Origin of the sequence: Nocardioides endophyticus (genome assembly GCF_039543845.1) — a bacterium.
Taxonomy (GTDB): Bacteria; Actinomycetota; Actinomycetes; order Propionibacteriales; family Nocardioidaceae; genus Nocardioides; species Nocardioides endophyticus.
The window spans coordinates 42,907-63,463 of sequence record NZ_BAABKN010000003.1; the positions used below are offsets into that span (position 1 = coordinate 42,907).

The following is a 20,557-nucleotide window of genomic DNA, read 5'->3' on the forward strand; positions in this document are numbered from 1 at the left end:
CGGTCACCGTCCGAGAAGATGGCGCCATGACCGATGTCCGGCCCGCCACCGAGGCACACCTCCCGGCGATCAAGGCGATCTACGACGTCGAGGTCCGCACGGGCATCTCCACGTTCGCCACGGAGCCGCCCTGCCTGGACTACTGGCGCGAGCGGCTCGAGAGCACGCACCCCGGAGACCACGTCCTGGTGGCGGTCGACGGCGACGACGTGGTCGGCTACGCCTACTCTGGCAGCTACCGCCCGCGCGAGGCGTACGCCCAGACCAGGGAGACCTCGGTCTACCTGTCCTCCGGCGCCCGTGGCGGCGGTGTCGGACGCAGGCTGTACGACGAGCTGCTGCGACGGCTGCGCGCCGACGGCGTACGTCTGGTGGTCGCCGTGATCGCGCTGCCCAACCCCGGCAGCCAGGGGCTGCACCGCGCGTGCGGCTTCGAGCGTGCGGGCGTGCTGCACGAGGTCGGACGGAAGTTCGACCGGTGGATCGACACCGAGCTGTGGGAGCTTCGGCTCACGTGAGCAGCAGCCTGTCGAGGCGGCGACGTACGACCATCAGGCCGACCATGCCCATCGCGACCAGATAGACGACCGAGACCGCCGACCCCCACGACAGGGCACCGGTGGTGAGCTCGCGGCACAGCACGACGCCGCGGTAGAGCGGGGTGAGCTCGACGACCCAGCGGACCACTGTCGGATAGGCCTCGACGGGGAAGAACGTCGCCGAGAACAGGAACATCGGCATCGTCGCCAGGGTCACGAACTCGAAGTCCTGCCACGAGCGCATGTAGGTCGTCAGCGCCATGCAGACACCGCCGAACGCCAGCCCGATCAGCAGCGCGGCGGGTACGACGAGCAGCGCCCACCACGACGAGACCAGGCCCATCGCCACCATCACCAGCAGGAAGCCGGCGGAGTAGGTGCCACCGCGCAGCAGCGACCAGCTGAGCTCGCCGCGGGCGATGTCCATCGTCGTCAGCGGCGTCGCCAGCATCTGGTCGAAGAGCTTGTTGTACTTCAGCTTGAAGAAGAAGTTGAAGGTGCTGTCGAGCAGCGAGCCGTTCATCGCCGACGCGGCGAGCATGCCGGGAGCGACGAACTCGGCGTACGGGATGGTCTGGCCGTTGAACTCGAAGCCGGTGACCAGCTGGCCGACCCCGACGCCGATCGAGAACAGGTAGAACACCGGCTCGAGGAAGCCGCTGGCGAAGATGTACCAGGCCCGGCGGTAGGCCAGGTAGTTGCGGTAGACGAGCAGGCCGGTGGCCTCACCGGCCGACAGCGGACGGGCGGCCGAGCGGGCGACGGCGTGTGCGGTGACGGACATCAGCCGACCATCCGCTTCGACAGCCGGCGGACCGCCCAGAACCAGCCGAGGACCGCGAGCACGACGAGGTAGGCCACGTGCACGAGCGCCGTGCTGCCGTCGACGGTGTCGAGCGTCAGCATCCGGGTGAGGTCGACGCCGTGCCACAGCGGCGTCACCTTCGCGAACGCCGCCAGCCACGGGTCGAGGTTGTCGATCGGGAAGAACGCGCCCGAGAAGAGGAAGAGCGGGATCATGCCGAGCCGGAACACCAGCGCGAACGGGCTCTCGTCCTTCAACCCCGCCGACAGGCCATAGATCGGGGTCGCGAAGGCCAGCCCGACCAGGAACTGGACCAGGAACGCGAGCACCGCGCCCCAGACGGTCGCGAACACGCCGAACGGCGCCATCACCAGCACGAACACCCCGCAGGTGAGGCCGACGCGGAACATCACGAAGCCGAGGTGCCCGAGGATCACCTCGCGCACGCTCAGCGGCGACGCGGTCATCCCGAAGTAGGTCTTGTGCCACTTGACCATGCCCATCACCGGATAGGTCACCTCGCCGAACACCGTCTGCATCGACTGCGCCGCGAGCAGGCCGGGCGCGATGAACATCAGGTACGACGTCGCGCCCTCGAGCTTGCCCGGGTCACCCTCGACGTAGTCGCCGAGCAGGACGCCCATGGCGAGGACGTAGAAGAGCGGGTTGACGAACGACGAGATCGCCGAGCCCTTCCAGGTCCGGCGGTAGACGATCGCCCAGTAGTCGAGGAGCCGGGCGGCGCCGGCGACGACGTTGGTGGGAGCACTCGACGACATCAGTCGACCAGCGTCCGGCCGGTGAGCCGGAGGAACACGTCCTCCAGCGTGGAGCGGCGGATCAGCGACGCGACCGGTTCGAGCCCGCGCTCGTGCACCTTGGCGAGCGTCTCCTCGCCGTCCGACGTGTAGAGCAGCAACCGGTCCGGCAGCACCTCTATCCGATCGGCGAGATCCTCGACCTTGGCCGCGATCGCCTCATGGCTCTGTCCTTCAGGTGCCACCCCGAAGCGGAGCTCGGCGACCTCGCGGGTGGAGTGCTCGGCGATCAGCGTCAGCGGCGAGCCCTCCGCCACGATCCGGCCGTTGTCCATCACGACCAGCCGGTCGCAGAGTTGCTCCGCCTCGTCCATGTAGTGGGTCGTGAGCACCAGCGTCACGCCCTGCTGCTTGAGCCGGAAGAGCCGGTCCCAGACGACGTGACGTGCCTGCGGGTCGAGGCCGGTGGTCGGCTCGTCGAGCAGCAGCACCTCGGGCCGGTTGATCAAACTGCGCGCGATCGTCAGCCGCCGCTTCATGCCGCCGGACAGGTCCTCGACCATCGAGCCGGCCTTCTCGGTCAGCTGGACGAACTCCAGCAACTCGTCGACGCGCTCACGAACCTCCTTGCGGGGCAGCCCGAAGTAACGGCCGTAGACGAACAGATTGTCGCGCACGGTCAGCTCGAGGTCGAGGGTGTCCTCCTGCGGGCAGACCCCGATCCGGGCTCGGATCTGCGGCCCGTCGGTCGCCGGGTCCATCCCCAGGATCCGCAGCGTGCCGCCGCTGACGGGCGACACCGCCGCCACCATCCGCATCGTGCTCGACTTGCCCGCCCCGTTGGGTCCGAGGAAGCCGAAAGCCTCCCCCCGTCGTACGTCGACGTCGATGCCCTTCACGGCCTCGAACTCACCGAACGACTTGCGCAGGCCCTGGGCCAGGATCATCGAGTCGGTCTCAGCCACGGTCCGACCCTAGACGTGTCCGCCGACAACGTTCATCCGGTTATCGGTCGTCACTCGTGTCACTGTGGTTGCGCCGGGCGCTTCGGTTGGTGACCAATCGGCGTGTCCTACGCTGCCGGACGTGACCCGACAGCACGCCAGATCAGGATCCCCGTTCGAGTCCTCGATCGGCTTCAGCCGAGCCGTCCGGGTGGGCAGCACCATCGCCGTCAGCGGTACGGCGCCGGTGTGGCCGGACGGCTCGGTCGACCCCGATCCCGCCGTCCAGGCCCGGCGCTGCTGGGAGATCATGCTGGCCGCGCTCGAGGAGCTGGGCGGCAGCGTCGACGACGTCGTCCGCACCCGGCAGTACGTCGTGGACCCGGCCGACGGCGACGCGGTCGGCGCCGTGCACGGCGAGATCTTCGGAGAGGTCCGGCCGGCCAGCACGATGGTCGTCGTCGCCGCTCTCCTCGACCCGCGATGGAAGGTCGAGATGGAGCTGGACGCGGTCCTGGACGACTGAGCGAGCCTCACGCACGAAGAGCCCCGACCGCAGACGCGGTCGGGGCTCTTCGGGTGAGATCAGGAGACGCGGACGTTCTCAGCCTGGGGACCCTTGGGGCCCTGGGCGAGGTCGAACTCGACCTTCTGGTTCTCTTCGAGCGACTTGTAGCCGCCGGACTGGATCGCGGAGAAGTGCACGAACACGTCCTCGCCGCCGCCGTCCTGGGCGATGAAGCCGAAGCCCTTCTCGGCGTTGAACCACTTGACAGTTCCCTGAGCCATGATCTTGTCCCTTGTTTGCGCGCCGGGGGCAATGTGCCCCCGAGCAGCTGAAGACATCCGTGTACTGATGTCCAGCGAACCGAAACCAGGAGTACGAGATACAAGCCGCGACATCGTGTGCGGCGAGGACGGCCCAGAGGACCATCCCTTCAACACGACCCAGGATAGGCCATCGGTCGCGTGTTCAAGGCTTCGGCGAGGGGACGACCGCGATCAGGCGAGCGAATCACGTCGTCGCGATGACGCCCGCGACCACGCGCCCCAGCTCCTCGCCGGCGTCCTCCTGCAGGAAATGACCGGCACCCCCCATCGTCACATGCTGCCGCCCCCGCGCCCCCGGCACCCGCTCCTGGAAGACCCGGTCCCAGCCACGCGTGGCCGGGTCGCCGTCGGAGTAGGCCGTCACGAACGGGCGGTCGAACTGCTCCAGCGCACGCATGGTCCGGCGGCCGATCCGCGCGCCGACGTCGTTGCGGGTCAGCGGCAGCAGCGCGATCATCTGTCGCAGCCCGGCCGTGTACTCGACCGAGGGGTACGGCGCGTCGTACGCCGCCAGCACCTCCGCGTCCGGCGGCGTCACAGTCGCGGCACCCACGAAGTCGCTCGGCCGCAGCACCGGTGCGCGCTGCGTGTAGAGCAGGTAGTCGACGAGGCCCTCCTCGAGCACGACCCGCGAGTCACCGACGCCATGCACCGCCCAGGTCAGACGGTCCGCGAGCGCCGGGTCCGCGGTGTGCAGGATCGTGTTGGCGGCGACGACCCGGGCAAACCGTTCCGGCTCGGCCGCCAGCACGCTGAACCCGATCGGCCCGCCCCAGTCCTGGGCGACCAGCGTGACGTCACGCAGCGCGAGCCCGGTCACCAGGCTCCGGATCCACTCGATGTGGCGGGCGAACGTGTAGTCGGTGGCGACCGCTGGCTTGTCGGAGCGGCCGTAGCCGATGTTGTCCGGCGCGATCACCCGGATCCCGGCGGCCACCAGCACCGGCACGACCTTCCGGTAGAGGTAGGACCACGTGGGCTGGCCGTGCAGCAGCAGCGCGACCGGGCCGTCCGCGGGACCTTCGTCGAGGTAGTGCATCCTCAGCGGCTCCAGCCCGTCGGCCCGTACGCCGGCGTACTGCGGCTCGAACGGATAGTCCGGAAGGCCGACGAAGCAGTCGTCCGGAGTCCGCAGCACGTCGTTCACGGGCGCCAGTGTGGCAGCGCCGAGCAGCTCAGCGGATCAGCTGAACGCCTGGCGGGTCGCGACGTCAGCAGGCAGGAAGGTCTCGAGGTGGAGTCCCTCCAGGGTGGCGTCGGTCGCCGTGGAGAGCTGCGCCGAGGTGCTGAAGAACCGGAGCAGCCCGGCCCCGGTCTCGAGCTCGAGGGTGAGCACCGGCCCAGCGTTCACCGGCGGACCCGGCCGTCCTCCCAGGTGGGACTCGATCTCCACGACGAGCTCGAGATGGTGCCGGTCGTGGGTCTGCTCCGCTCGGTGGGTCACCTGGTGGTGGAGGTGTGCCGCCCACTGGTCGAGGTTGCGGATCCGGGGCGCCAGGCCGCGCGGATGGAGACAGAGCCGTACGACGTTGAGGGGCGGCTCGAGCAGTGCGGGATCGCAGCCGGCAAGGATCTGATCGACCGCGGCGTTCGCGTCGACGACGTCCCAGAACGGGTCCAGCAGCAGCGCCGGGTAGGGCAGGTGCGCGTCCAGCAGGTGCCGCAGACCCTCCATCACCACCGCGATCGAGCCGTCGTCGAGCGGGTTGTCCTGGAAGTGCGGCGCGTACCCAGCGGCGAGCAGCAGACGGTTGCGCTCACGCAGCGGCACGTCGAGGTGGTCGGCCAGGTGCAGGACCATCTCCGAGGTTGGCTGCGCCTTCCCGGTCTCGACCCGGCTCAGATGGCGAGTGCTCACCCGCGACCGGTTCGACAGCTCCTGCTGGCTGAACCTGCGCCGCTCGCGCCAGGTCCGCAGCAGAGCACCCACGCCCACGGCGTCCACGACCACGGTCATGTCGTGCAGCCTAGGGACCGTCCGACCGGCTTCCCATGACCTCGGAGGTCATGGACCGTGGTCGCCCGACAGATCGATGCTCGACGACGACAACACCGTCGTACGAGAGGAACCATCATGAGCGACATCGTGGAGCAGTACCTGGCGACCTGGAACGCCGAGGGTGCCCAGCGCGAGGCCCTCCTGGCCGAGCACTGGTCACCTCAGGTCACGTACGTCGACCCGCTGGCCGACGTCACCGGCGCGGCTGCCGTCGGCGCGATGATCGACGCCGTCCAGGCCCAGTTCCCGGACTACGTCTTCAGCCAGGCCTCGGAGGCCGACGCGCACCACCGCCAGCTCCGGTTCACCTGGGGCCTCGGCCCTCAGGGTGAGGAACCGGTCGTGGTCGGGTTCGACGTCGTGGTCCTCGACGAGGACGGCCGGATCCAGGACGTCCGGGGCTTCCTGGACGTAGTGCCGGGTTGAGCGTCGGTCAACCCGCGATCAGCCGCTCGGCGACGAGCTCAGGGTTGGCGAGCGCGACCAGGTGGCCGCCAGGGATGACGTCCAGCTCGATGCCGAGGCGCTCCCGGGCGACCCGCTGCTGGAACTCCGCGGGGAACAGCCGGTCGTCGCCGCCCGCGAACCCGCTCGTCGGTACGTCGGGCCACGAGTCGAGCGGCCACGGCTCCCCGAGCGGGCGTTCGGCCTGGTCGGGTTCGCCGCGCGAGAGGAGGTCCTGCGTGATCTCCTCGGGTACGTCGTGGAAGAAGTCGCCCACCTCGTCGAAGCCCGGCGGGCGGTTGTCCCGGATCGCCGCATCGCGGGCCGCCTCGCCCTGGCCGACGGCGCCCCACCACTCCCCGAAGGTCTCACCGGGGAGCGGGACCATCGCGTTGAGCAGCACGATCCGCTCGACGTCGAGCCGGTCGACGGCCAGTGGCGCGCTGAATCCACCCATCGACTGGGCCACGAGCACGACCGGGCCGGCTGGCGCGCCGGCCTCGACGATGGCGTCGGCGTACGCCGCGAGCCCGGCCGACTCGTCCTCCGCCGGCAGCCTGACCGCGATGCCGCGGTGGCCGCGCTCCTCGAGCGCGGCCACCAGCCGGTGGAAGAAGTAGTCGTCGCCACCCGCGCCGGGCACCAGGAGAAAGGTCGTCATGTCGTCCCGACCGCAACCGGCCCCGGAAATCATCGGCGAGGGCTGTCGGTGGCGTGCGCAAGGATGGTCGGGTGACAGACCCGCTCGCCCGGTTCAGCGCGCCGACCCGCACCTGGTTCGGTGCGGCGTTCGCCGAGCCGACGCCTGCGCAGGTGGGCGCATGGGACGCGATCGGGGCCGGGCGGCACGCGCTGGTCGTCGCCCCGACCGGATCGGGCAAGACGCTGAGCGCGTTCCTCTGGTCCCTCGACCGGCTGCTCAGCACCGACCCGCCGGAGGACAAGCGGCACCGCTGCCGGGTCCTCTACATCTCCCCGCTCAAGGCCCTCGGTGTCGATGTCGAGCGCAACCTGCGGGCGCCGCTGACCGGCATCCGGCACACCGCCGACCGGCTCGGCGCCCCGGTGCCCGACGTGAGCGTCGGGGTCCGCTCCGGCGACACCCCCGCCGCCGACCGCCGCAAGCTGACGACGAGCCCGCCCGACATCCTCATCACCACGCCCGAGTCGCTCTTCCTGATGCTCACCAGCCAGGCCCGCGAGTCACTGCGGGGTGTCGAGACCGTGATCGTCGACGAGGTGCACGCCGTTGCCGGCACCAAGCGCGGCGCCCACCTCGCGGTCAGCCTCGAGCGCCTCGACGCGCTGCTGGCGAAGCCCGCCCAGCGGATCGGTCTCTCCGCGACGGTCCGCCCGCTCGACGAGGTCGCCCGGTTCCTCGGCGGCACCGCACCCGTCGAGATCGTCGCTCCCCCGTCGGCGAAGGAGTGGGACCTCAAGGTCGTCGTACCCGTCGAGGACATGACCTCCCCGGGCGGCGACTATGACGAGGACAGCGACGACCCGCAGCGCACCCAGAGCATCTGGCCGCACGTCGAGGAGCGCGTCGTCGACCTGATCGAGCAGCACCGCTCGACGATCGTCTTCGCCAACTCCCGACGGCTGGCCGAGCGCCTCACCGCTCGGCTCAACGAGATCGCCGCCGACCGGGCCGGCGTGGTGCTCGAGACGGGCGGCGAGGCGCCTGCGCAGGTGATGGCGCAGTCCGGACAGTCGTACGGCGCAGACTCCGTCGTCGCCAAGGCCCACCACGGCTCGGTCTCCAAGGAGCAACGGGCGCTGATCGAGGACGACCTCAAGCGCGGCCGGCTCCCCTGCGTGGTCGCGACCAGCAGCCTCGAGCTCGGCATCGACATGGGCGCCGTCGACCTGGTGATCCAGATCGAGTCGCCGCCGTCGGTGGCCAGCGCCCTCCAGCGCGTCGGTCGCGCGGGTCACCAGGTCGGCGAGGTGTCTCGCGGCGTCCTCTTCCCCAAGCACCGCGGCGACCTCGCCCAGACTGCCGTCGCCGTCGAGCGCATGCGCACCGGCGCCATCGAGTCGCTCCGGGTGCCGACCAACCCCCTCGACGTCCTCGCCCAGCAGGTCGTCGCGACCACGGCCCTCGAGGCCTGGCAGGTCGACGACCTCTTCGAGCTGGTCAAGCGCAGCGCGCCGTTCGCGCAACTGCCCCGCAGCGCGTACGACGCCACGCTCGACCTGCTCAGTGGCCGCTACCCGTCCGACGAGTTCGCCGAGCTGCGCCCCCGCGTGGTCTGGGACCGGGTCACCGGCACGATCACCGGGCGACCCGGTTCGCAGCGCCTGGCCGTGACCAGCGGTGGCACCATCCCCGACCGCGGGCTCTTCGGCGTCTTCCTGGTGGGAGGAGAGGGGCCGGGAAGGCGGGTCGGCGAGCTCGACGAGGAGATGGTCTACGAGTCCCGCGTCGGCGACATCTTCGCCCTCGGCGCGACCAGCTGGCGGATCGAGGACATCACCCACGACCGCGTGCTCGTCACGCCTGCGCCCGGCATCCCCGGGCGTCTGCCGTTCTGGAAGGGCGACACCCTCGGCCGACCTGCCGAGCTCGGCGCCGCCATCGGCGCGTTCACCCGTGAGCTCGGCGCCCTCCCCCGCGAGCGCGCCGAGGAGCGCGCGCGAGCCGACGGACTGGACGAGTTCGCCGCCGCCAACCTGGTCGGCTACCTGCACGAGCAGCTCGAGGCCACCAACCTGCTGCCCAGCGACCAGACGCTCGTCGTCGAACGCTTCCGCGACGAGCTCGGCGACTGGCGGCTCGTCGTCCACTCGCCGTACGGCGTCCCGGTGCACGCACCCTGGGCGCTCGCGATCAACGCCCGGCTCCGCGAAAGGTACGGCGTGGACGGCCAGGCCGTCGCCTCCGACGACGGGATCGTGATCCGGATCCCCGACACCGATGCCGAGCCGCCGGCGGGCGACATCATCGTCTTCGAGCCCGACGAGATCGACGCGCTGGTGACCCAGGAGGTCGGCGGCTCGGCGCTCTTCGCCTCCCGCTTCCGCGAGTGCGCCGCCCGCGCCCTGCTGCTCCCCCGTCGCGACCCCGGCCGCCGCTCCCCGCTGTGGCAGCAGCGGCAGCGTTCGGCCGCCCTGCTCGAGGTGGCCGTCCAGTACCCGTCGTTCCCGATCGTCCTCGAAGCGGTGCGCGAGTGCCTCCAGGACGTCTACGACCTGCCGTCGCTCACCGCGCTGATGCGCGGCATCGACCGGCGTGAGGTCCAGGTCGTCGACGTCGTGACCCACACGCCGTCGCCGTTCGCGGGCACGCTGCTCTTCGGGTACGTCGCGCAGTTCATGTACGAGGGCGACTCCCCCATCGCCGAGCGCCGGGCCGCCGCGCTCGCCCTCGACCAGGGCCTGCTCGCCGAGCTCCTGGGCCGCGCCGAGCTCCGCGAGCTGCTCGACCCCGAGGTGCTCGCCGAGGTGGAGGCCGAGCTCCAGCGGCTCGCGCCCGACCGGCGCGCCCGCGACGCCGAGGGCGTGGCCGACCTGTTGCGCCTGCTCGGGCCGCAGTCCACCGCCGAGATCGCCGCACGCTCGGTCGACGGAGCCGACACCGACGGCTGGCTGACCGCCCTGTCCCAGAGCGGCCGGCGCGTCGTCGAGGTCCGGATGGCCGGCGAGGCCCGATGGACCGCGATCGAGGACGTCGGCCGGCTCCGCGACGGCCTCGGCGTGCCCGTGCCGCCCGGCACCCCCGACGTCTTCGCCGAGCCGGTCGAGGACCCGCTGGCCGACCTGGTCGCCAGGTACGCCCGCACCCACGGCCCGTTCACCGTCGACGACGTCGCCACCCGGCTCGGGCTCGGTGCCGCCGTCGTACGCCACACCCTGCAGCGGCTGGCGACCCAGGGCAGGGTGCTGGACGGCGAGTTCCGGCCTGCCGGGTCGGGCACGGAGTGGTGCGACGCCGAGGTGCTGCGCAAGCTGCGCCGCCGCTCGCTGGCCCGGCTCCGCCAGGAGATCGAGCCGGTCGAGCCGGAGTCGCTCGGGCGCTTCCTGGCCGCGTGGCAGCACGTCACCACCACCCGCGGTGGGCTGCGCGGTGTCGACGGCGTGCTGAGCGTCATCGACCAGCTCGCCGGCTGCGCCGTGCCCGCCTCGGCGCTCGAGCCGCTCGTGCTCGGCGCCCGGGTGCGTGACTACGAGCCGTCGTACCTCGACGAGCTGACGGCCTCCGGCGAGGTGATCTGGGCCGGGCACGCGGCGCTCCCCGGCGCCGACGGCTGGGTCTCGCTGCACCTCGCCGACCAGGCACCGCTCACGCTGCCGGACCACCAGCCCTTCGAACACAGTGAGCTCCACCAGTCGGTGCTCGACGCGCTCGCGCCCGGCGGGGCGTGGTTCTTCCGCCAGCTCGCGCAGGCCGTCGGGTCGACAGACGACGCGGCGCTCTCCGCCGCGCTGTGGGAGCTGGTGTGGGCCGGGCGGATCAGCAACGACACCCTGACCCCGCTGCGTGCGCTGACCCGTGGCGGCACCCCCACGCATCGCAGCAAGCGACCACCGCCCCGGGTGCGGATGTCGAGCACCACGGGCGGTCGCGCCCGGATGCCTGCCCGCACCGGCCCGCCGGAGACTGCTGGTCGCTGGGCCCTGCTCCCCGACCTCGACACCGACCCGACCCGACGGGCGCACGCGACCGCCGAGCGGCTGCTCGAGCGCCACGGCGTCGTGACCCGGGGCGCGGTCGTCAGCGAGCGGGTCGCGGGTGGGTTCGCCGCGGTCTACAAGGTGCTGTCGGCGTTCGAGGACTCCGGGCGCTGCCGGCGCGGCTACTTCGTCGCAGGTCTCGGCGCCGCCCAGTTCGGCACCGCAGGCTCGGTCGACCGGTTGCGCACCTTCAGCGAGGTCCCGCCCGAAGCGAAGCCGTCCGCCGTGGCGCTGGCCGCCACCGATCCCGCCAACCCGTACGGCGCAGCGCTCCCCTGGCCGCAGAACGCCGAGGGTGGCCACCGCCCCGGCCGCAAGGCCGGCGCGATCGTCGTGCTCGTCGACGGCGTGCTCACGCTGTACGTCGAGCGGGGTGGCCGGACCCTGCTCACCTGGACCGACGACGTCGACCTGCTGACTCCCGCCGCGGCCTCGCTGGCCGACGCCGTACGCCGCGGCTCGCTCGGCAAGCTCACCGTCGAGAAGGCGGACGGCGAGCAGCTGCTCGGCTCAGGTTCGACTCCGCTGCGCGACGCGCTCCAGGCCGCGGGCTTCGTGGCCACTCCGAAGGGGCTTCGGTTGAGGTCGACCGGTGCCTGAGGGCGATGCCGTCTGGCGTACGGCGCAGCGTCTCCAGCGTGCGATCTCGGGCCGGCAGCTGACCCGCACGGACTTCCGGATGCCCGCCATCGCGACGGTCGACCTCGTCGGCGGCACGGTCGTCGAGACGGTCTCGCGAGGCAAGCACCTGCTCACCCGCATCGACGCAGCCGACGGCGCCGGATCCTGGACGCTGCACACCCACCTCAAGATGGAGGGGTCCTGGCGCGTCTTCCGGCCGGACGAGCGCTGGGGCAAGCCCGACCACCTGGTCCGCGTGGTGCTCGGCACAGCGGAGCGCACCGCGGTCGGATTCCAGCTCGGAGTGGTCGAGCTGGTCACGCGCGACCACGAGCACGAGGTGGTGGGCCACCTGGGGCCGGACCTGCTCGGACCGGACTGGGACGAGGCCGAGGCCGTACGCCGCTTGGTGGCCGACCCGACCAGGCCGCTCGGTGAGGCCCTGCTGGACCAGCGCAACCTCGCGGGGATCGGCACGATCTACCGCACCGAGCTGTGCTTCCTCACCGGCTACGACCCACGTACGCCGGTCGGCAACGTCACCGACCCGATCCGCATGGTCCGGCTGGCGCGTTCGATGCTCGACCAGAACCGCAACCAGCCGCAGATCTGCACCACGGGCGACAAACGCCGCGGCCGCAGCCTGTGGATCTACGGACGGCTGCACGAACGCTGCCTGCGATGCGGCACCCGGATCGAGCACGCTCAGCTCGGCGAGCCCGGCCGCGAGCGCGCGGCGTACTGGTGCCCGAGCTGTCAGCCGCCTCGCTGACCTCACAGAGGTTCGGCCAGGCAGCGGCTCAGGCGGCGGAGTTGACGACCTGCCGACCGGCGGGAGTGGCCACGGGGATCCGGGTGAGCTCCGCGGCGGCCTCCTCGATGGCGACGAGATCGGAGACCTCACGCAGCACGTCGGAGAGCGGCATGTCGAGAGCGGCGCACAGCGAGGCGAGCAGCTCGGAAGACGCTTCCTTCTGCCCGCGCTCGATCTCGGAGATGTAGCCGAGGCTGACTCGGGCGTCGGCGGACACCTCGCGCAGAGTCATACCGCGCTGCATCCGGGCGTCGCGGAGGACGTCGCCGAGCAGCCGACGAAACAGCACCATGCGCGCCTCCTCCTGTTACCACCGACAATCGGCAGAGATCAAGCCGACCTGTGGGGCCCAACGCTACCGGAGGAGTGTTTCTTCCCGCCGGAGGACCTGCTCAAAAGCCGTCAACGCTTCCTGGCAGGTCCGGTCCTGGATCTGCGCACGCTTCCCGCGGAGCTCCAGCGCGACCGCCGCGGCCATGCCCGGACCTGCGATCCCGACGAAGACCGTGCCGGGCGGCTTGTCCTCCTGGGAGGAGGGCCCGGCGACCCCGGTCGTCGCCACGCCGTACGTCGCCCCGGTCAGCGCCCGCACGCCCGCAGCCATCGCCTGCGCGCACTCGGCCGAGACGACGCCGTGCTCGGCGATGATCCGCTCGGACACCCCGAGCAGCGCGGCCTTGAGCTCGGTCGCGTAGGTGACCACGCCCCCGATGTAGACGTCCGAGGCGCCGGCGATTCCGGTCAGCTCCGCGGCGAGCCGGCCGCCGGTGAGCGACTCCGCCGTCGCGACGGTGTGCCCGGCGGCCCGGAGCAGTTGGTGCACGCTCGCGACCGGGGCCTTCATGCACCCAACGTTAGTGTCCCTTCATGGCGCAACCGATCGAGGACTACGCACTGGTCGGCGACCGCCGCAGCGGCGCGCTCATCGGACGCAACGGCTCGGTCGACTGGCTCTGCCTCCCGCGCTTCGACTCGGCGGCCTGCTTCGCCGGACTCCTCGGGACCGACGAGCACGGCCACTGGCAGCTCTGCCCGGTGGACGACTACCACGTGAGCCGCCGCTACGTGGAGGCCTCCGCGGTCCTGGAGACGACGTTCACGACCGCGACCGGAGAGGTGACGCTCACCGACGCGATGCCGCACGCCGACGGGCGCGCAGACCTGGTCCGACGGGTCCACGGCGTCCGCGGCGTCGTGCGGATGCGGCACGAGTGGATGGTGCGGCTCGACTACGGGGCGATCCTGCCGTGGGTGCGCCGCCAGACCGTCCACGGCGAGGCCGTGATCACTGCGATCGGCGGTCCGGACCGGCTGGTGCTGCGCGGACCGCGACTCCCCCGGGCCAGCGACCACCGTCACGTCGACGAGTTCGACGTGACGGCCGGCGACGTGCTGACGTTCTCGACGACCTGGCTCCCGTCGTACGTGCCCCTCGACGGCATCGGGCCGCCCGACGACCAGATCGACGCCTCGATCCGGGAGAGCAACCGTTGGTCGGCGCACTGTCGCGACGACGTGCCACGCGTCGACGTCGTACGCCGCTCGCTGCTCACGCTGCGTCTGCTCACCGACGAGGAGTCCGGGGGCATCGTCGCCGCACCCACCACGTCGCTCCCTGAGGATCCGGGCGGCGAACGCAACTGGGACTACCGGTACTGCTGGCTGCGCGACGCCGCGCTGACCATCGGCGCGCTGATCCGGTCCGGGCACGTCGACGAAGCCCAGTTGTGGCGGGCCTGGCTGCTGCGCGCGATCGCCGGCGACCCCGACGACCTCCAGATCATGTACGCAGTCGACGGCAGCCGCAGGCTGACCGAGGAGGCCCTCCCTCACCTGCCGGGCTACGCCGACTCCACTCCGGTGCGGATCGGCAACGGCGCGGCGCTGCAGCGCCAGCTCGACGTCGTCGGCGAGGTCATGGTCGCGCTGGAGCAGACCCGGCAGGTCACCGGTCACGCGGACAGCGATGCCTGGGCCGTGCAGCGCGCGCTGGTCGAGCACCTCGCCGACAACTGGCGGAGCAAGGACCACGGGCTGTGGGAGATCCGCGGGCCACAGCAGCGGTTCACCCACTCGCAGGCGATGGTGTGGGCGGCGTTCGACCGCGCCGTGCGCGCCGTCGAGGAGTTCGACCTCGACGGGCCGGTCGAGCGGTGGCGGAGGCTGCGCGACAAGGTTCGGGCGGAGGTGCTCGACCGGGGCTTCGACGCGGAGCGCAACACCTTCGTGCAGTTCTACGGCAGCACCGAGGTCGACGCTGCCCTGCTCGTGCTCCCCCAGATCGGGATCGTGGCCGGCGACGACCCGCGGATGCTCGGCACCATCGAGGCCGTCGAGCGGGACCTGATGCGCGACGGGATGCTGCTGCGCTACCGCACCCAGACCGGCGTCGACGGGCTCTCCGGCGACGAGCACCCGTTCGTGGCGTGCTCCTTCTGGCTGGTGTCGGCGTACGCCGGCGCCGGTCGCCTCGACGACGCCACGGCCCTCTTCGACCGACTCTGCGACCTGACCAACGACGTCGGCCTGCTCTCGGAGGAGTACGACGTGGCGGGGCGCCGGATGGTGGGCAACTTCCCGCAGGCCTTCAGCCACCTCGCCCTGGTGCACGCCGCCTTCAACCTCACCGAGGCCAGGAACCGACGTTGACCCGCCCCTCGACGTCCGAGAGGGGCGGGCCAACGGGGGGTGTTGCTACTTCTTGACCACCTTGATCCTCACGGTGTCCGAGCTGGCCTTCAGGAGGTCGCTGCCGAGGTAGTCGACCACGACCTTCTTGGTGCCGGTGCTGGTGAACTTGCCCAGCTTCAGCGTCGCCTTCCCGGCCCGGAGGGTCACCGTCTCGGTGCCCTGTCCCGGGACCTTCACCCTGACCTTGCCGGTCGCCCCCACGCCGAACTGGCCGGAGACGGTGATCTTCAGCGTCACCCGGGTCTTCTTGACCTTGACCTTGCCCGGGCTGGCCTTGACCTTCGTGGTCGACGTGGCCCGGGTGACCTTGGCCGTGAAGGTGTCGGAGCCCGAGCTGAACCGGCTGTCACCGGAGTACGCCGCGGTCAGGGTGTTCGACCCCGGCTCGAGCGAGCGAGCCGGAAGGGTCACCTTCGCGACCCCGCCTGACACCGGGGCGCTGCCGATCACCTTCGTACCGTCGAGGACCTGGACGGTCCCCGTCGCTGTCGCGTTGACGTTGACCGTCACGACGGCGGACTTGCCGTAGGTGAGCGACACGTCGCTGGCCGCGACGGTCGGGGTGGTCGGAGTCGTCGGACCCGACCCGCTGACCGTCACCCTGACCGGGACCTCGGTCCCCGTCTGAGCACCCACCAGCGTCAGGTCGACCGCCCCGCCCGGGGTGCCGGCCGGCAGGACGATGTCGACCGCAGCCTTGCCGTACTCGTCGAAGACGTCGGTCCCGACCGCGTTGTCGAGCGTCGCCGTACCGAGGACCTGGCTGCCCAGCTTGACCTGGACCGCGGTGTCCTTGACGTCGGCAGCAGTTGACATGCTCCACGAGGAGATGTCGAAGGCGACGTGGTCGCCCGGCTGGTACGACGCTGGCGCACCGGTCGGGAACTTCACGCCGACCGACCGCTGGGTGTAGTCCACCGGCAACGGGTTCGCCGAGGCGAACTCGTCCATGTAGTCGACCATCGCCTGCAGGTCGATCTTGCCGGTGTCCCGCTTGCCGGTCCCGTTGTTGAACGCTCGGAAGTTGTCACCTCCGGAGGCCAGGAACGAGTTCACCGTGACGGAGTACGACGTCGCCGCGTCGATCGCGACCCCGTCGAGCCACATCCCGGTGACCCGGGAGCCCTCCGCCTTCGACGGGTCGTAGGTGTACGTGAACCCCTTCGAGATGCCGAGGCGAAGGAACGGGCGGGACGGGACGTTGTTGCTCGCGTCGCGCTGCCACTGCTGCTCGAGCGCGAGCTTGATGTTCGCCCCGGTGAGGTTCATGTTCACCAGGGTGTTGGCGAACGGCTGGACCACGGCGGCCTGCTTGTAGGTCAGGGTCCGCGGGAAGGCGCCCGTACCGGACCCGGCCATGTCCTCGCGGAGGCCGCCCGGGTTCATGAACGCGATCTGGGCGGCACCCGCCTCCGGCGTCTCTGTCGCCCAGCGCTGGACCTCGGCCACCAGGTTGCCCAGTGTGGACTCGCCGCCGCGGTTCTCCGTGGTGCCGTTGGCGAGCTTGGCCCGGTTGAAGGCCCCGCTGACCTGGCCCAGCGGCTCAGCGCCGAGGACGTCGGCCTGCTGCTTGGCGTCGGCCACGATCTCGGCAACGTCGGCGTTCGGCGCGTAGCCGGTGCCGACGAGACCGATCACGTCCTGGGACGTGGCGACCAGATCGCCCGACGTGTCGTCGAAGGTGAAGACCAGCTGGTTGAGGAACGTGCCGTACTGACCGGCGGAGACGACCGGTCGCTTGGTCACTGCACGGTCCGCCGCCTCCCATCCGGCGACCGGGAAGGAGCAGTTGTACGCGAGGTGCGTGTGGCCGGACACGATCGCGTCGACGTCGTCGTCGACACCGTTGACGATGTGTCCCCACGTCGTCGAGGGGTTGGCCATCGTGGCGCAGTCGGTGCTCGGTGCCCCCTCATGGACCAGCAGGATGACCAGGTCCGCCGGGTCGGGTCCGGACTTGAGAGCAGCCGCTTCTGCGTTGGTCGCGTCGACGATGTCGGTCACCGTGACGCCCTGGATGCCGGACGGCGCGACGAGCGACGGGAGGTCCTCGGTCACCGCTCCGACGTAGCCGACCTTGATCGGGCCGGCGTCGGTCGCGAACGTCTGGGTCCAGGACGGCGCGAGGTCGTCTCGACCTTCAGGCTCCACGACGTTGGCAGCGATGTACTCCCAGTCCGCCCGGTCCTGCACCCGACCGACCAGGTCCTCGTAGCCCTGGTCGAACTCGTGGTTGCCGGCCGCTGACACGTCGAGGCCGGCCTCGTTGAGCGCATCGATCGTCGGCTCGTCCTTCTGGATGAAGGACTCGAACGTCGAGGCTCCGATCAGGTCGCCGGCGGCGACGAACCCGGTGTCGGGGTTGTTCGCGCGGAGCTCGTCGACCGCACCGGCGAGGACCGCCGCACCGGCGGCGTTGGCACCATCGGCCAGGAGTCGGCCGTGGAAGTCATTGGTGCCGAGGATCTGGACCTCGGAGTGGTTGGTGCTGTAGTCGGGCAGGTCGATCCCGACGATCTCCGGGTTGTGGTCGGAGGCCGCGAACGGGGTCGAGGCATCGAACAGCTGCGTGACGTTGTAGTTGAAGCGGCTGTACTGGTACCCGACCGACTCGGCCGCATTGATGTCCCAGATGTCAGCGCCGGTCACCATCTCGTACGCCGCGGCGTTCCCGAGGACGTGGTCGAGCGAGCCGGAGAGGCCACCGAACGAGTAGCTCTCCTCGCCCTCGTCGTCGGACTCGATGGCGGTGAACCCGGCGGCGTGGAGGACCTGCATCGGGTCCTCCTTCGAGTACGAGTTGAAGTCACCCGTGAGGAAGACGGCGTCGATGCCGCGGGCCTCGGCGAATTCGTCCGCGAACTCGGCCAGCCTGGTCGCCTGCCGGGTGCGGTCGCCGTTGAAGGCTCCCGTGTCCGGGCTGTTCGCGTTGTCACCGGTGGCGGGCGTCGCGCTGTCGCCCTTCGACTTGAAGTGGTTGACGATGACGCCGAACGCGTCGGAGTCCAGCGCCCCGACCGGCTTGAAGGCCTGGGCCAGCGGCTCGCGTGCGTTCGCGAACTCCGTGGTGCCGAAGAGGATGTCGGAGACCCCGACCGGCCGGACCGTCGCCGGCTTGTAGATGAATGCCGGGCGGATGACGTCCTGCTCGCCGACTGCTGCCGCCGTCAGCGCCTCCGCCGGCGAGTGCACGAACTTCCAGGTGCCGGCGCCGGCGTCGGCGTTCAATGCGTCGACCAGGTAGGCGAGCGCGTCGTCGCGGTTGGTCTCGCCGACGAGCTTCATCGAGTTCTCGATCTCCTCGAGGCTGATGATGTCGGCGCCCAGCGTGTTGATCGCCTCGACGATCTTGGCGCGCTGGCGGTTCAGGCTGGCCTGGGTCGCCGCTCCACGCGGACCGTTGCCCGCGTTGGTCGGCGGCGTGCCGCTCACGACGCCACAGGTGTTGTTGCCGATCCTGTTGTTGTCGCGGTCCGTGTAGTACGAGCACGCCGTGTTGACCGCGGGGTTCTGCAACGGGCCGTTGAGCACGTACTGCTCGCCGGTGGTGTTGAAGAAGTTCAGGACGTTGAAGGTCGCCAGCTTGAGGTCGCCGCCGACCGGCTGCGGAGCGAGGTTGTCGGCGCGCGTGTCCTCGAAGGTCACGACGTCGTCGCCGAGGTCCTTGACCGGCAGGGAGGGAAGGAACTTCCAGACGTTGTTGCGGAAGTCCAGGATGACCGGCTCGTGGAACGTGGCCTCCGCGCCGACCCGGACGGCGTGGTCCTGGTCGAGCCAGGGCAGCGGCAGGTCCTGCTGGGGCGAGTCGTTGGTCAGGTAGTTGATGCTGGTGCCGTCGTCGAGCACCACCCCCCGCCTGGCGTTGTCCGTCTTGACCGCGTCCAGACCGATGGAGTCGTTGTCGGCGGCGACCTCGGTCGGCTGCACGAGCGGGTGGTCGCCCGTCGCCAGCCCGATCTCGCCGTACTGGTTGGTGCTGTAGCTGTTGGTGACCGTGAAGGTGTCGGTCGGTGCGAGCAGCTCACCCTCACGCGCCTCGCGGGTGGTCTCGGTCTTCGGGTAGGCGATGGCGCGGGGTACGACAGCGCCGAGCGGGTCGTCGAGCTCGGCGACGCCGTTGGCGACCGCGGTGATCTCGGTGAGGCCCGCGAACTCGCTGACCGCGCCGAGGACCTCGACCGAGTCGCCGATCTCGACACCGGCCGGCATCGAGTTGCTCCCGTAGACGAAGACGGCGTCGGACGAACCGCCCGTGTCCGCGCCCGGGGTCTCGATGTACATGCCGTCGAACCCGCCGTTCGCACCCAGCTGCGCCGGGTACGGGTCGGCGTACATCCCGGTGACGACGCCCTGCACCCGGACGGTCTCGCCCGGGTCCGTGCCCGTGGCCGGGGCGAACGGCGACCGGGCGCCGGAGCCCTGGACCTCGGCGATCTTGCGGAGGTCGGGCACGTCGGCGACCGTGATCGTGAAGGTGACCGTGTCGGTCGCGGGCGTCGGAGCGGCGTTGTCGGTCACGGTGGCAGTGACCTCGTAGGTGCCTTCGGCGCTCGGTGTGCCCGACACCGCCCCTGAGCTGCTGACCGTCACGCCGTCGGGGAGCCCGGTGGCGTCCCACGTGTACGGCGAGGTGCCGCCCGTCGCGGCCAGGTCGAAGCCGGCGATGGCGACCCCGACGTATGCGGTCTTGGCGGTCACAGCGGCGGCGCCCAAGGGGCCGGCCGGTGCGGGCAGCGGAGTCGGGTCCGTCTGCGTGAAGTCGTTGGCATTGTTGTCGCTGTCGACTCCACCCGCGGCGCGGCTGACCGACTTCGTGGTCGTCCCGACCACCGTGCCGACGGCCCCCTCGAAGGTGTTGGCGCCGGTGACGCCGAGCATGTCGATGATGCCCGTCGCGCCGGCGACGTTCCCCGAGACCGCCAGGTTGGTCGCTGACGTACTCAGGATCGTCTGCCCGCCGGCCGCGGCCAGGTTGAGCGCGGGGCTGGCCGTGTAGTCGGGCGTCGGCAGAGCCGAACCGCTGGCGCCCGCCGCACTCGCCTGCACCAGATAGGTCGAACCGGCCGGGACGGACGCGGCTGACGGGAGGGGCGCGATCGCGCCGTACGAGCCTGATGCCGACCGGTAGTGCAGGTAGAGCCCGTCGAGGCTGATGGGCGCCGCAGTCGGGTTGTAGAGCTCGATGAAGTCAGCGTTGAGCAAAGCCCCGGAGTTGCCACCGGCGCCGTACACCTCGTTGATCACGAGACCGGTGCCGACTGGGTTTGCCTGAGCCGGAGCGAGCGGGAGGAGCGAGAGACCACTGGCGACGACGGCGAGCGCGACGGCCCCCGCGAAACGCTTCCGAGAAGCAAGCATGAAGACGCACTCCGAGAGTTAGACAGGATGGGACAGGCATCGCCATCGAACCGCAGTCGTCGGGAAGCATCGTCAC

Annotated in this window: 16 protein-coding genes; 6 read left to right on the forward strand and 10 right to left on the reverse strand. The window is 70.7% G+C overall.

The features are described 5' to 3' along the window. Positions 1-26 precede the first annotated feature (26 nt). The gene (locus ABEA33_RS00980) at positions 27-518 is read left to right on the forward strand and encodes a GNAT family N-acetyltransferase (protein ID WP_345524644.1); all 492 of its coding nucleotides are present in this window, start codon (positions 27-29) and stop codon (positions 516-518) included. Here ABEA33_RS00980 and ABEA33_RS00985 read toward each other — a convergent pair. From ABEA33_RS00985 to ABEA33_RS00995, 3 genes are read right to left on the reverse strand one after another with little or no spacing between them, the layout of a single operon-like run. Beyond that, a complete protein-coding gene (locus ABEA33_RS00985) occupies positions 511-1,323 on the reverse strand; it encodes an ABC transporter permease (RefSeq protein WP_345524645.1) in 813 nt (270 codons plus the stop codon). The two genes, ABEA33_RS00980 and ABEA33_RS00985, sit on opposite strands and share 8 nt — an antisense overlap. Further along, positions 1,323-2,123, reverse strand: a complete 801-nt coding sequence (locus ABEA33_RS00990) for an ABC transporter permease (RefSeq protein ID WP_345524646.1) — start codon at positions 2,121-2,123, stop codon at positions 1,323-1,325. Before ABEA33_RS00990 ends, ABEA33_RS00985 begins: the two co-directional genes overlap by 1 nt. Then, complete coding sequence (locus tag ABEA33_RS00995; protein WP_345524647.1) at positions 2,123-3,067, reverse strand: ABC transporter ATP-binding protein; 945 nt, start codon at positions 3,065-3,067, stop codon at positions 2,123-2,125. The genes ABEA33_RS00990 and ABEA33_RS00995 overlap by 1 nt, the downstream gene beginning before the upstream one ends. A 121-nt stretch (positions 3,068-3,188) precedes the next feature. Here ABEA33_RS00995 and ABEA33_RS01000 point away from each other — a divergent pair, with 121 nt between their 5' ends. Beyond that, positions 3,189-3,572 (forward strand): RidA family protein, encoded by a 384-nt coding sequence (locus ABEA33_RS01000; RefSeq protein WP_345524648.1) that lies wholly within the window; start codon positions 3,189-3,191, stop codon positions 3,570-3,572. A 59-nt stretch (positions 3,573-3,631) separates the two neighbouring features. Here ABEA33_RS01000 and ABEA33_RS01005 read toward each other — a convergent pair whose 3' ends face one another. The 3 genes from ABEA33_RS01005 to ABEA33_RS01015 all read right to left on the reverse strand — a co-directional run bounded on the left by ABEA33_RS01005 (position 3,632) and on the right by ABEA33_RS01015 (position 5,834). Next, the gene (locus ABEA33_RS01005) at positions 3,632-3,835 is read right to left on the reverse strand and encodes a cold-shock protein (protein ID WP_085873011.1); all 204 of its coding nucleotides are present in this window, start codon (positions 3,833-3,835) and stop codon (positions 3,632-3,634) included. 226 nt (positions 3,836-4,061) lie between these two features. Beyond that, complete coding sequence (locus ABEA33_RS01010) at positions 4,062-5,024, reverse strand: haloalkane dehalogenase (protein ID WP_345524650.1); 963 nt, start codon at positions 5,022-5,024, stop codon at positions 4,062-4,064. A 36-nt stretch (positions 5,025-5,060) separates the two neighbouring features. Beyond that, positions 5,061-5,834, reverse strand: coding sequence for a helix-turn-helix domain-containing protein (locus tag ABEA33_RS01015; protein ID WP_345524651.1), 774 nt, complete (start codon positions 5,832-5,834; stop codon positions 5,061-5,063). Between the two features lie 117 nt (positions 5,835-5,951). Here ABEA33_RS01015 and ABEA33_RS01020 point away from each other — a divergent pair, with 117 nt between their 5' ends. Further along, positions 5,952-6,302 carry a nuclear transport factor 2 family protein gene (locus ABEA33_RS01020; protein WP_345524652.1) on the forward strand — a complete coding sequence of 117 codons (351 nt, stop codon included), beginning with the start codon at positions 5,952-5,954 and terminating at the stop codon, positions 6,300-6,302. 7 nt (positions 6,303-6,309) lie between these two features. Here ABEA33_RS01020 and ABEA33_RS01025 read toward each other — a convergent pair whose 3' ends face one another. Then, entirely contained in the window at positions 6,310-6,981 is a 672-nt protein-coding gene (locus ABEA33_RS01025) for an alpha/beta fold hydrolase (protein WP_345524653.1), read from the reverse strand. Between the two features lie 71 nt (positions 6,982-7,052). Here ABEA33_RS01025 and ABEA33_RS01030 point away from each other — a divergent pair, with 71 nt between their 5' ends. Together ABEA33_RS01030 and ABEA33_RS01035 are read left to right on the forward strand one after the other, a co-directional pair. Beyond that, positions 7,053-11,597, forward strand: a complete 4,545-nt coding sequence (locus tag ABEA33_RS01030) for an ATP-dependent helicase (RefSeq protein ID WP_345524654.1) — start codon at positions 7,053-7,055, stop codon at positions 11,595-11,597. Further along, positions 11,590-12,390 carry a DNA-formamidopyrimidine glycosylase family protein gene (locus tag ABEA33_RS01035; protein ID WP_345524655.1) on the forward strand — a complete coding sequence of 267 codons (801 nt, stop codon included), beginning with the start codon at positions 11,590-11,592 and terminating at the stop codon, positions 12,388-12,390. Before ABEA33_RS01030 ends, ABEA33_RS01035 begins: the two co-directional genes overlap by 8 nt. A 28-nt stretch (positions 12,391-12,418) precedes the next feature. Here ABEA33_RS01035 and ABEA33_RS01040 read toward each other — a convergent pair whose 3' ends face one another. Both ABEA33_RS01040 and ABEA33_RS01045 read right to left on the reverse strand, forming a co-directional pair. Then, complete coding sequence (locus ABEA33_RS01040) at positions 12,419-12,724, reverse strand: helix-turn-helix domain-containing protein (protein ID WP_345524656.1); 306 nt, start codon at positions 12,722-12,724, stop codon at positions 12,419-12,421. A 63-nt stretch (positions 12,725-12,787) separates the two neighbouring features. Next, positions 12,788-13,276 carry a CinA family protein gene (locus tag ABEA33_RS01045; protein ID WP_345524657.1) on the reverse strand — a complete coding sequence of 163 codons (489 nt, stop codon included), beginning with the start codon at positions 13,274-13,276 and terminating at the stop codon, positions 12,788-12,790. A 23-nt stretch (positions 13,277-13,299) separates the two neighbouring features. Here ABEA33_RS01045 and ABEA33_RS01050 point away from each other — a divergent pair, with 23 nt between their 5' ends. Next, the gene (locus ABEA33_RS01050; RefSeq protein ID WP_345524658.1) at positions 13,300-15,081 is read left to right on the forward strand and encodes a glycoside hydrolase family 15 protein; all 1,782 of its coding nucleotides are present in this window, start codon (positions 13,300-13,302) and stop codon (positions 15,079-15,081) included. A gap of 45 nt (positions 15,082-15,126) precedes the next feature. Here the strand turns inward: ABEA33_RS01050 and ABEA33_RS01055 are convergent, their stop codons facing one another. Beyond that, positions 15,127-20,481, reverse strand: a complete 5,355-nt coding sequence (locus ABEA33_RS01055) for an ExeM/NucH family extracellular endonuclease (RefSeq protein WP_345524659.1) — start codon at positions 20,479-20,481, stop codon at positions 15,127-15,129. Between the last annotated feature and the right edge of the window lie 76 nt (positions 20,482-20,557).

Coding starts and splice junctions, on each gene's coding strand:
- ABEA33_RS01005 (WP_085873011.1), bottom strand. CDS start 3,835: ATGGCTCAGGGAACTGTCAAGTGGTTCAACGCCGAGAAGGGCTTCGGC.
- ABEA33_RS00985 (WP_345524645.1), bottom strand. CDS start 1,323: ATGTCCGTCACCGCACACGCCGTCGCCCGCTCGGCCGCCCGTCCGCTG.
- ABEA33_RS01025 (WP_345524653.1), bottom strand. CDS start 6,981: ATGACGACCTTTCTCCTGGTGCCCGGCGCGGGTGGCGACGACTACTTC.
- ABEA33_RS01045 (WP_345524657.1), bottom strand. CDS start 13,276: ATGAAGGCCCCGGTCGCGAGCGTGCACCAACTGCTCCGGGCCGCCGGG.
- ABEA33_RS00980 (WP_345524644.1), top strand. CDS start 27: ATGACCGATGTCCGGCCCGCCACCGAGGCACACCTCCCGGCGATCAAG.
- ABEA33_RS01015 (WP_345524651.1), bottom strand. CDS start 5,834: ATGACCGTGGTCGTGGACGCCGTGGGCGTGGGTGCTCTGCTGCGGACC.
- ABEA33_RS01040 (WP_345524656.1), bottom strand. CDS start 12,724: ATGGTGCTGTTTCGTCGGCTGCTCGGCGACGTCCTCCGCGACGCCCGG.
- ABEA33_RS01020 (WP_345524652.1), top strand. CDS start 5,952: ATGAGCGACATCGTGGAGCAGTACCTGGCGACCTGGAACGCCGAGGGT.
- ABEA33_RS01055 (WP_345524659.1), bottom strand. CDS start 20,481: ATGCTTGCTTCTCGGAAGCGTTTCGCGGGGGCCGTCGCGCTCGCCGTC.
- ABEA33_RS00990 (WP_345524646.1), bottom strand. CDS start 2,123: ATGTCGTCGAGTGCTCCCACCAACGTCGTCGCCGGCGCCGCCCGGCTC.
- ABEA33_RS01050 (WP_345524658.1), top strand. CDS start 13,300: ATGGCGCAACCGATCGAGGACTACGCACTGGTCGGCGACCGCCGCAGC.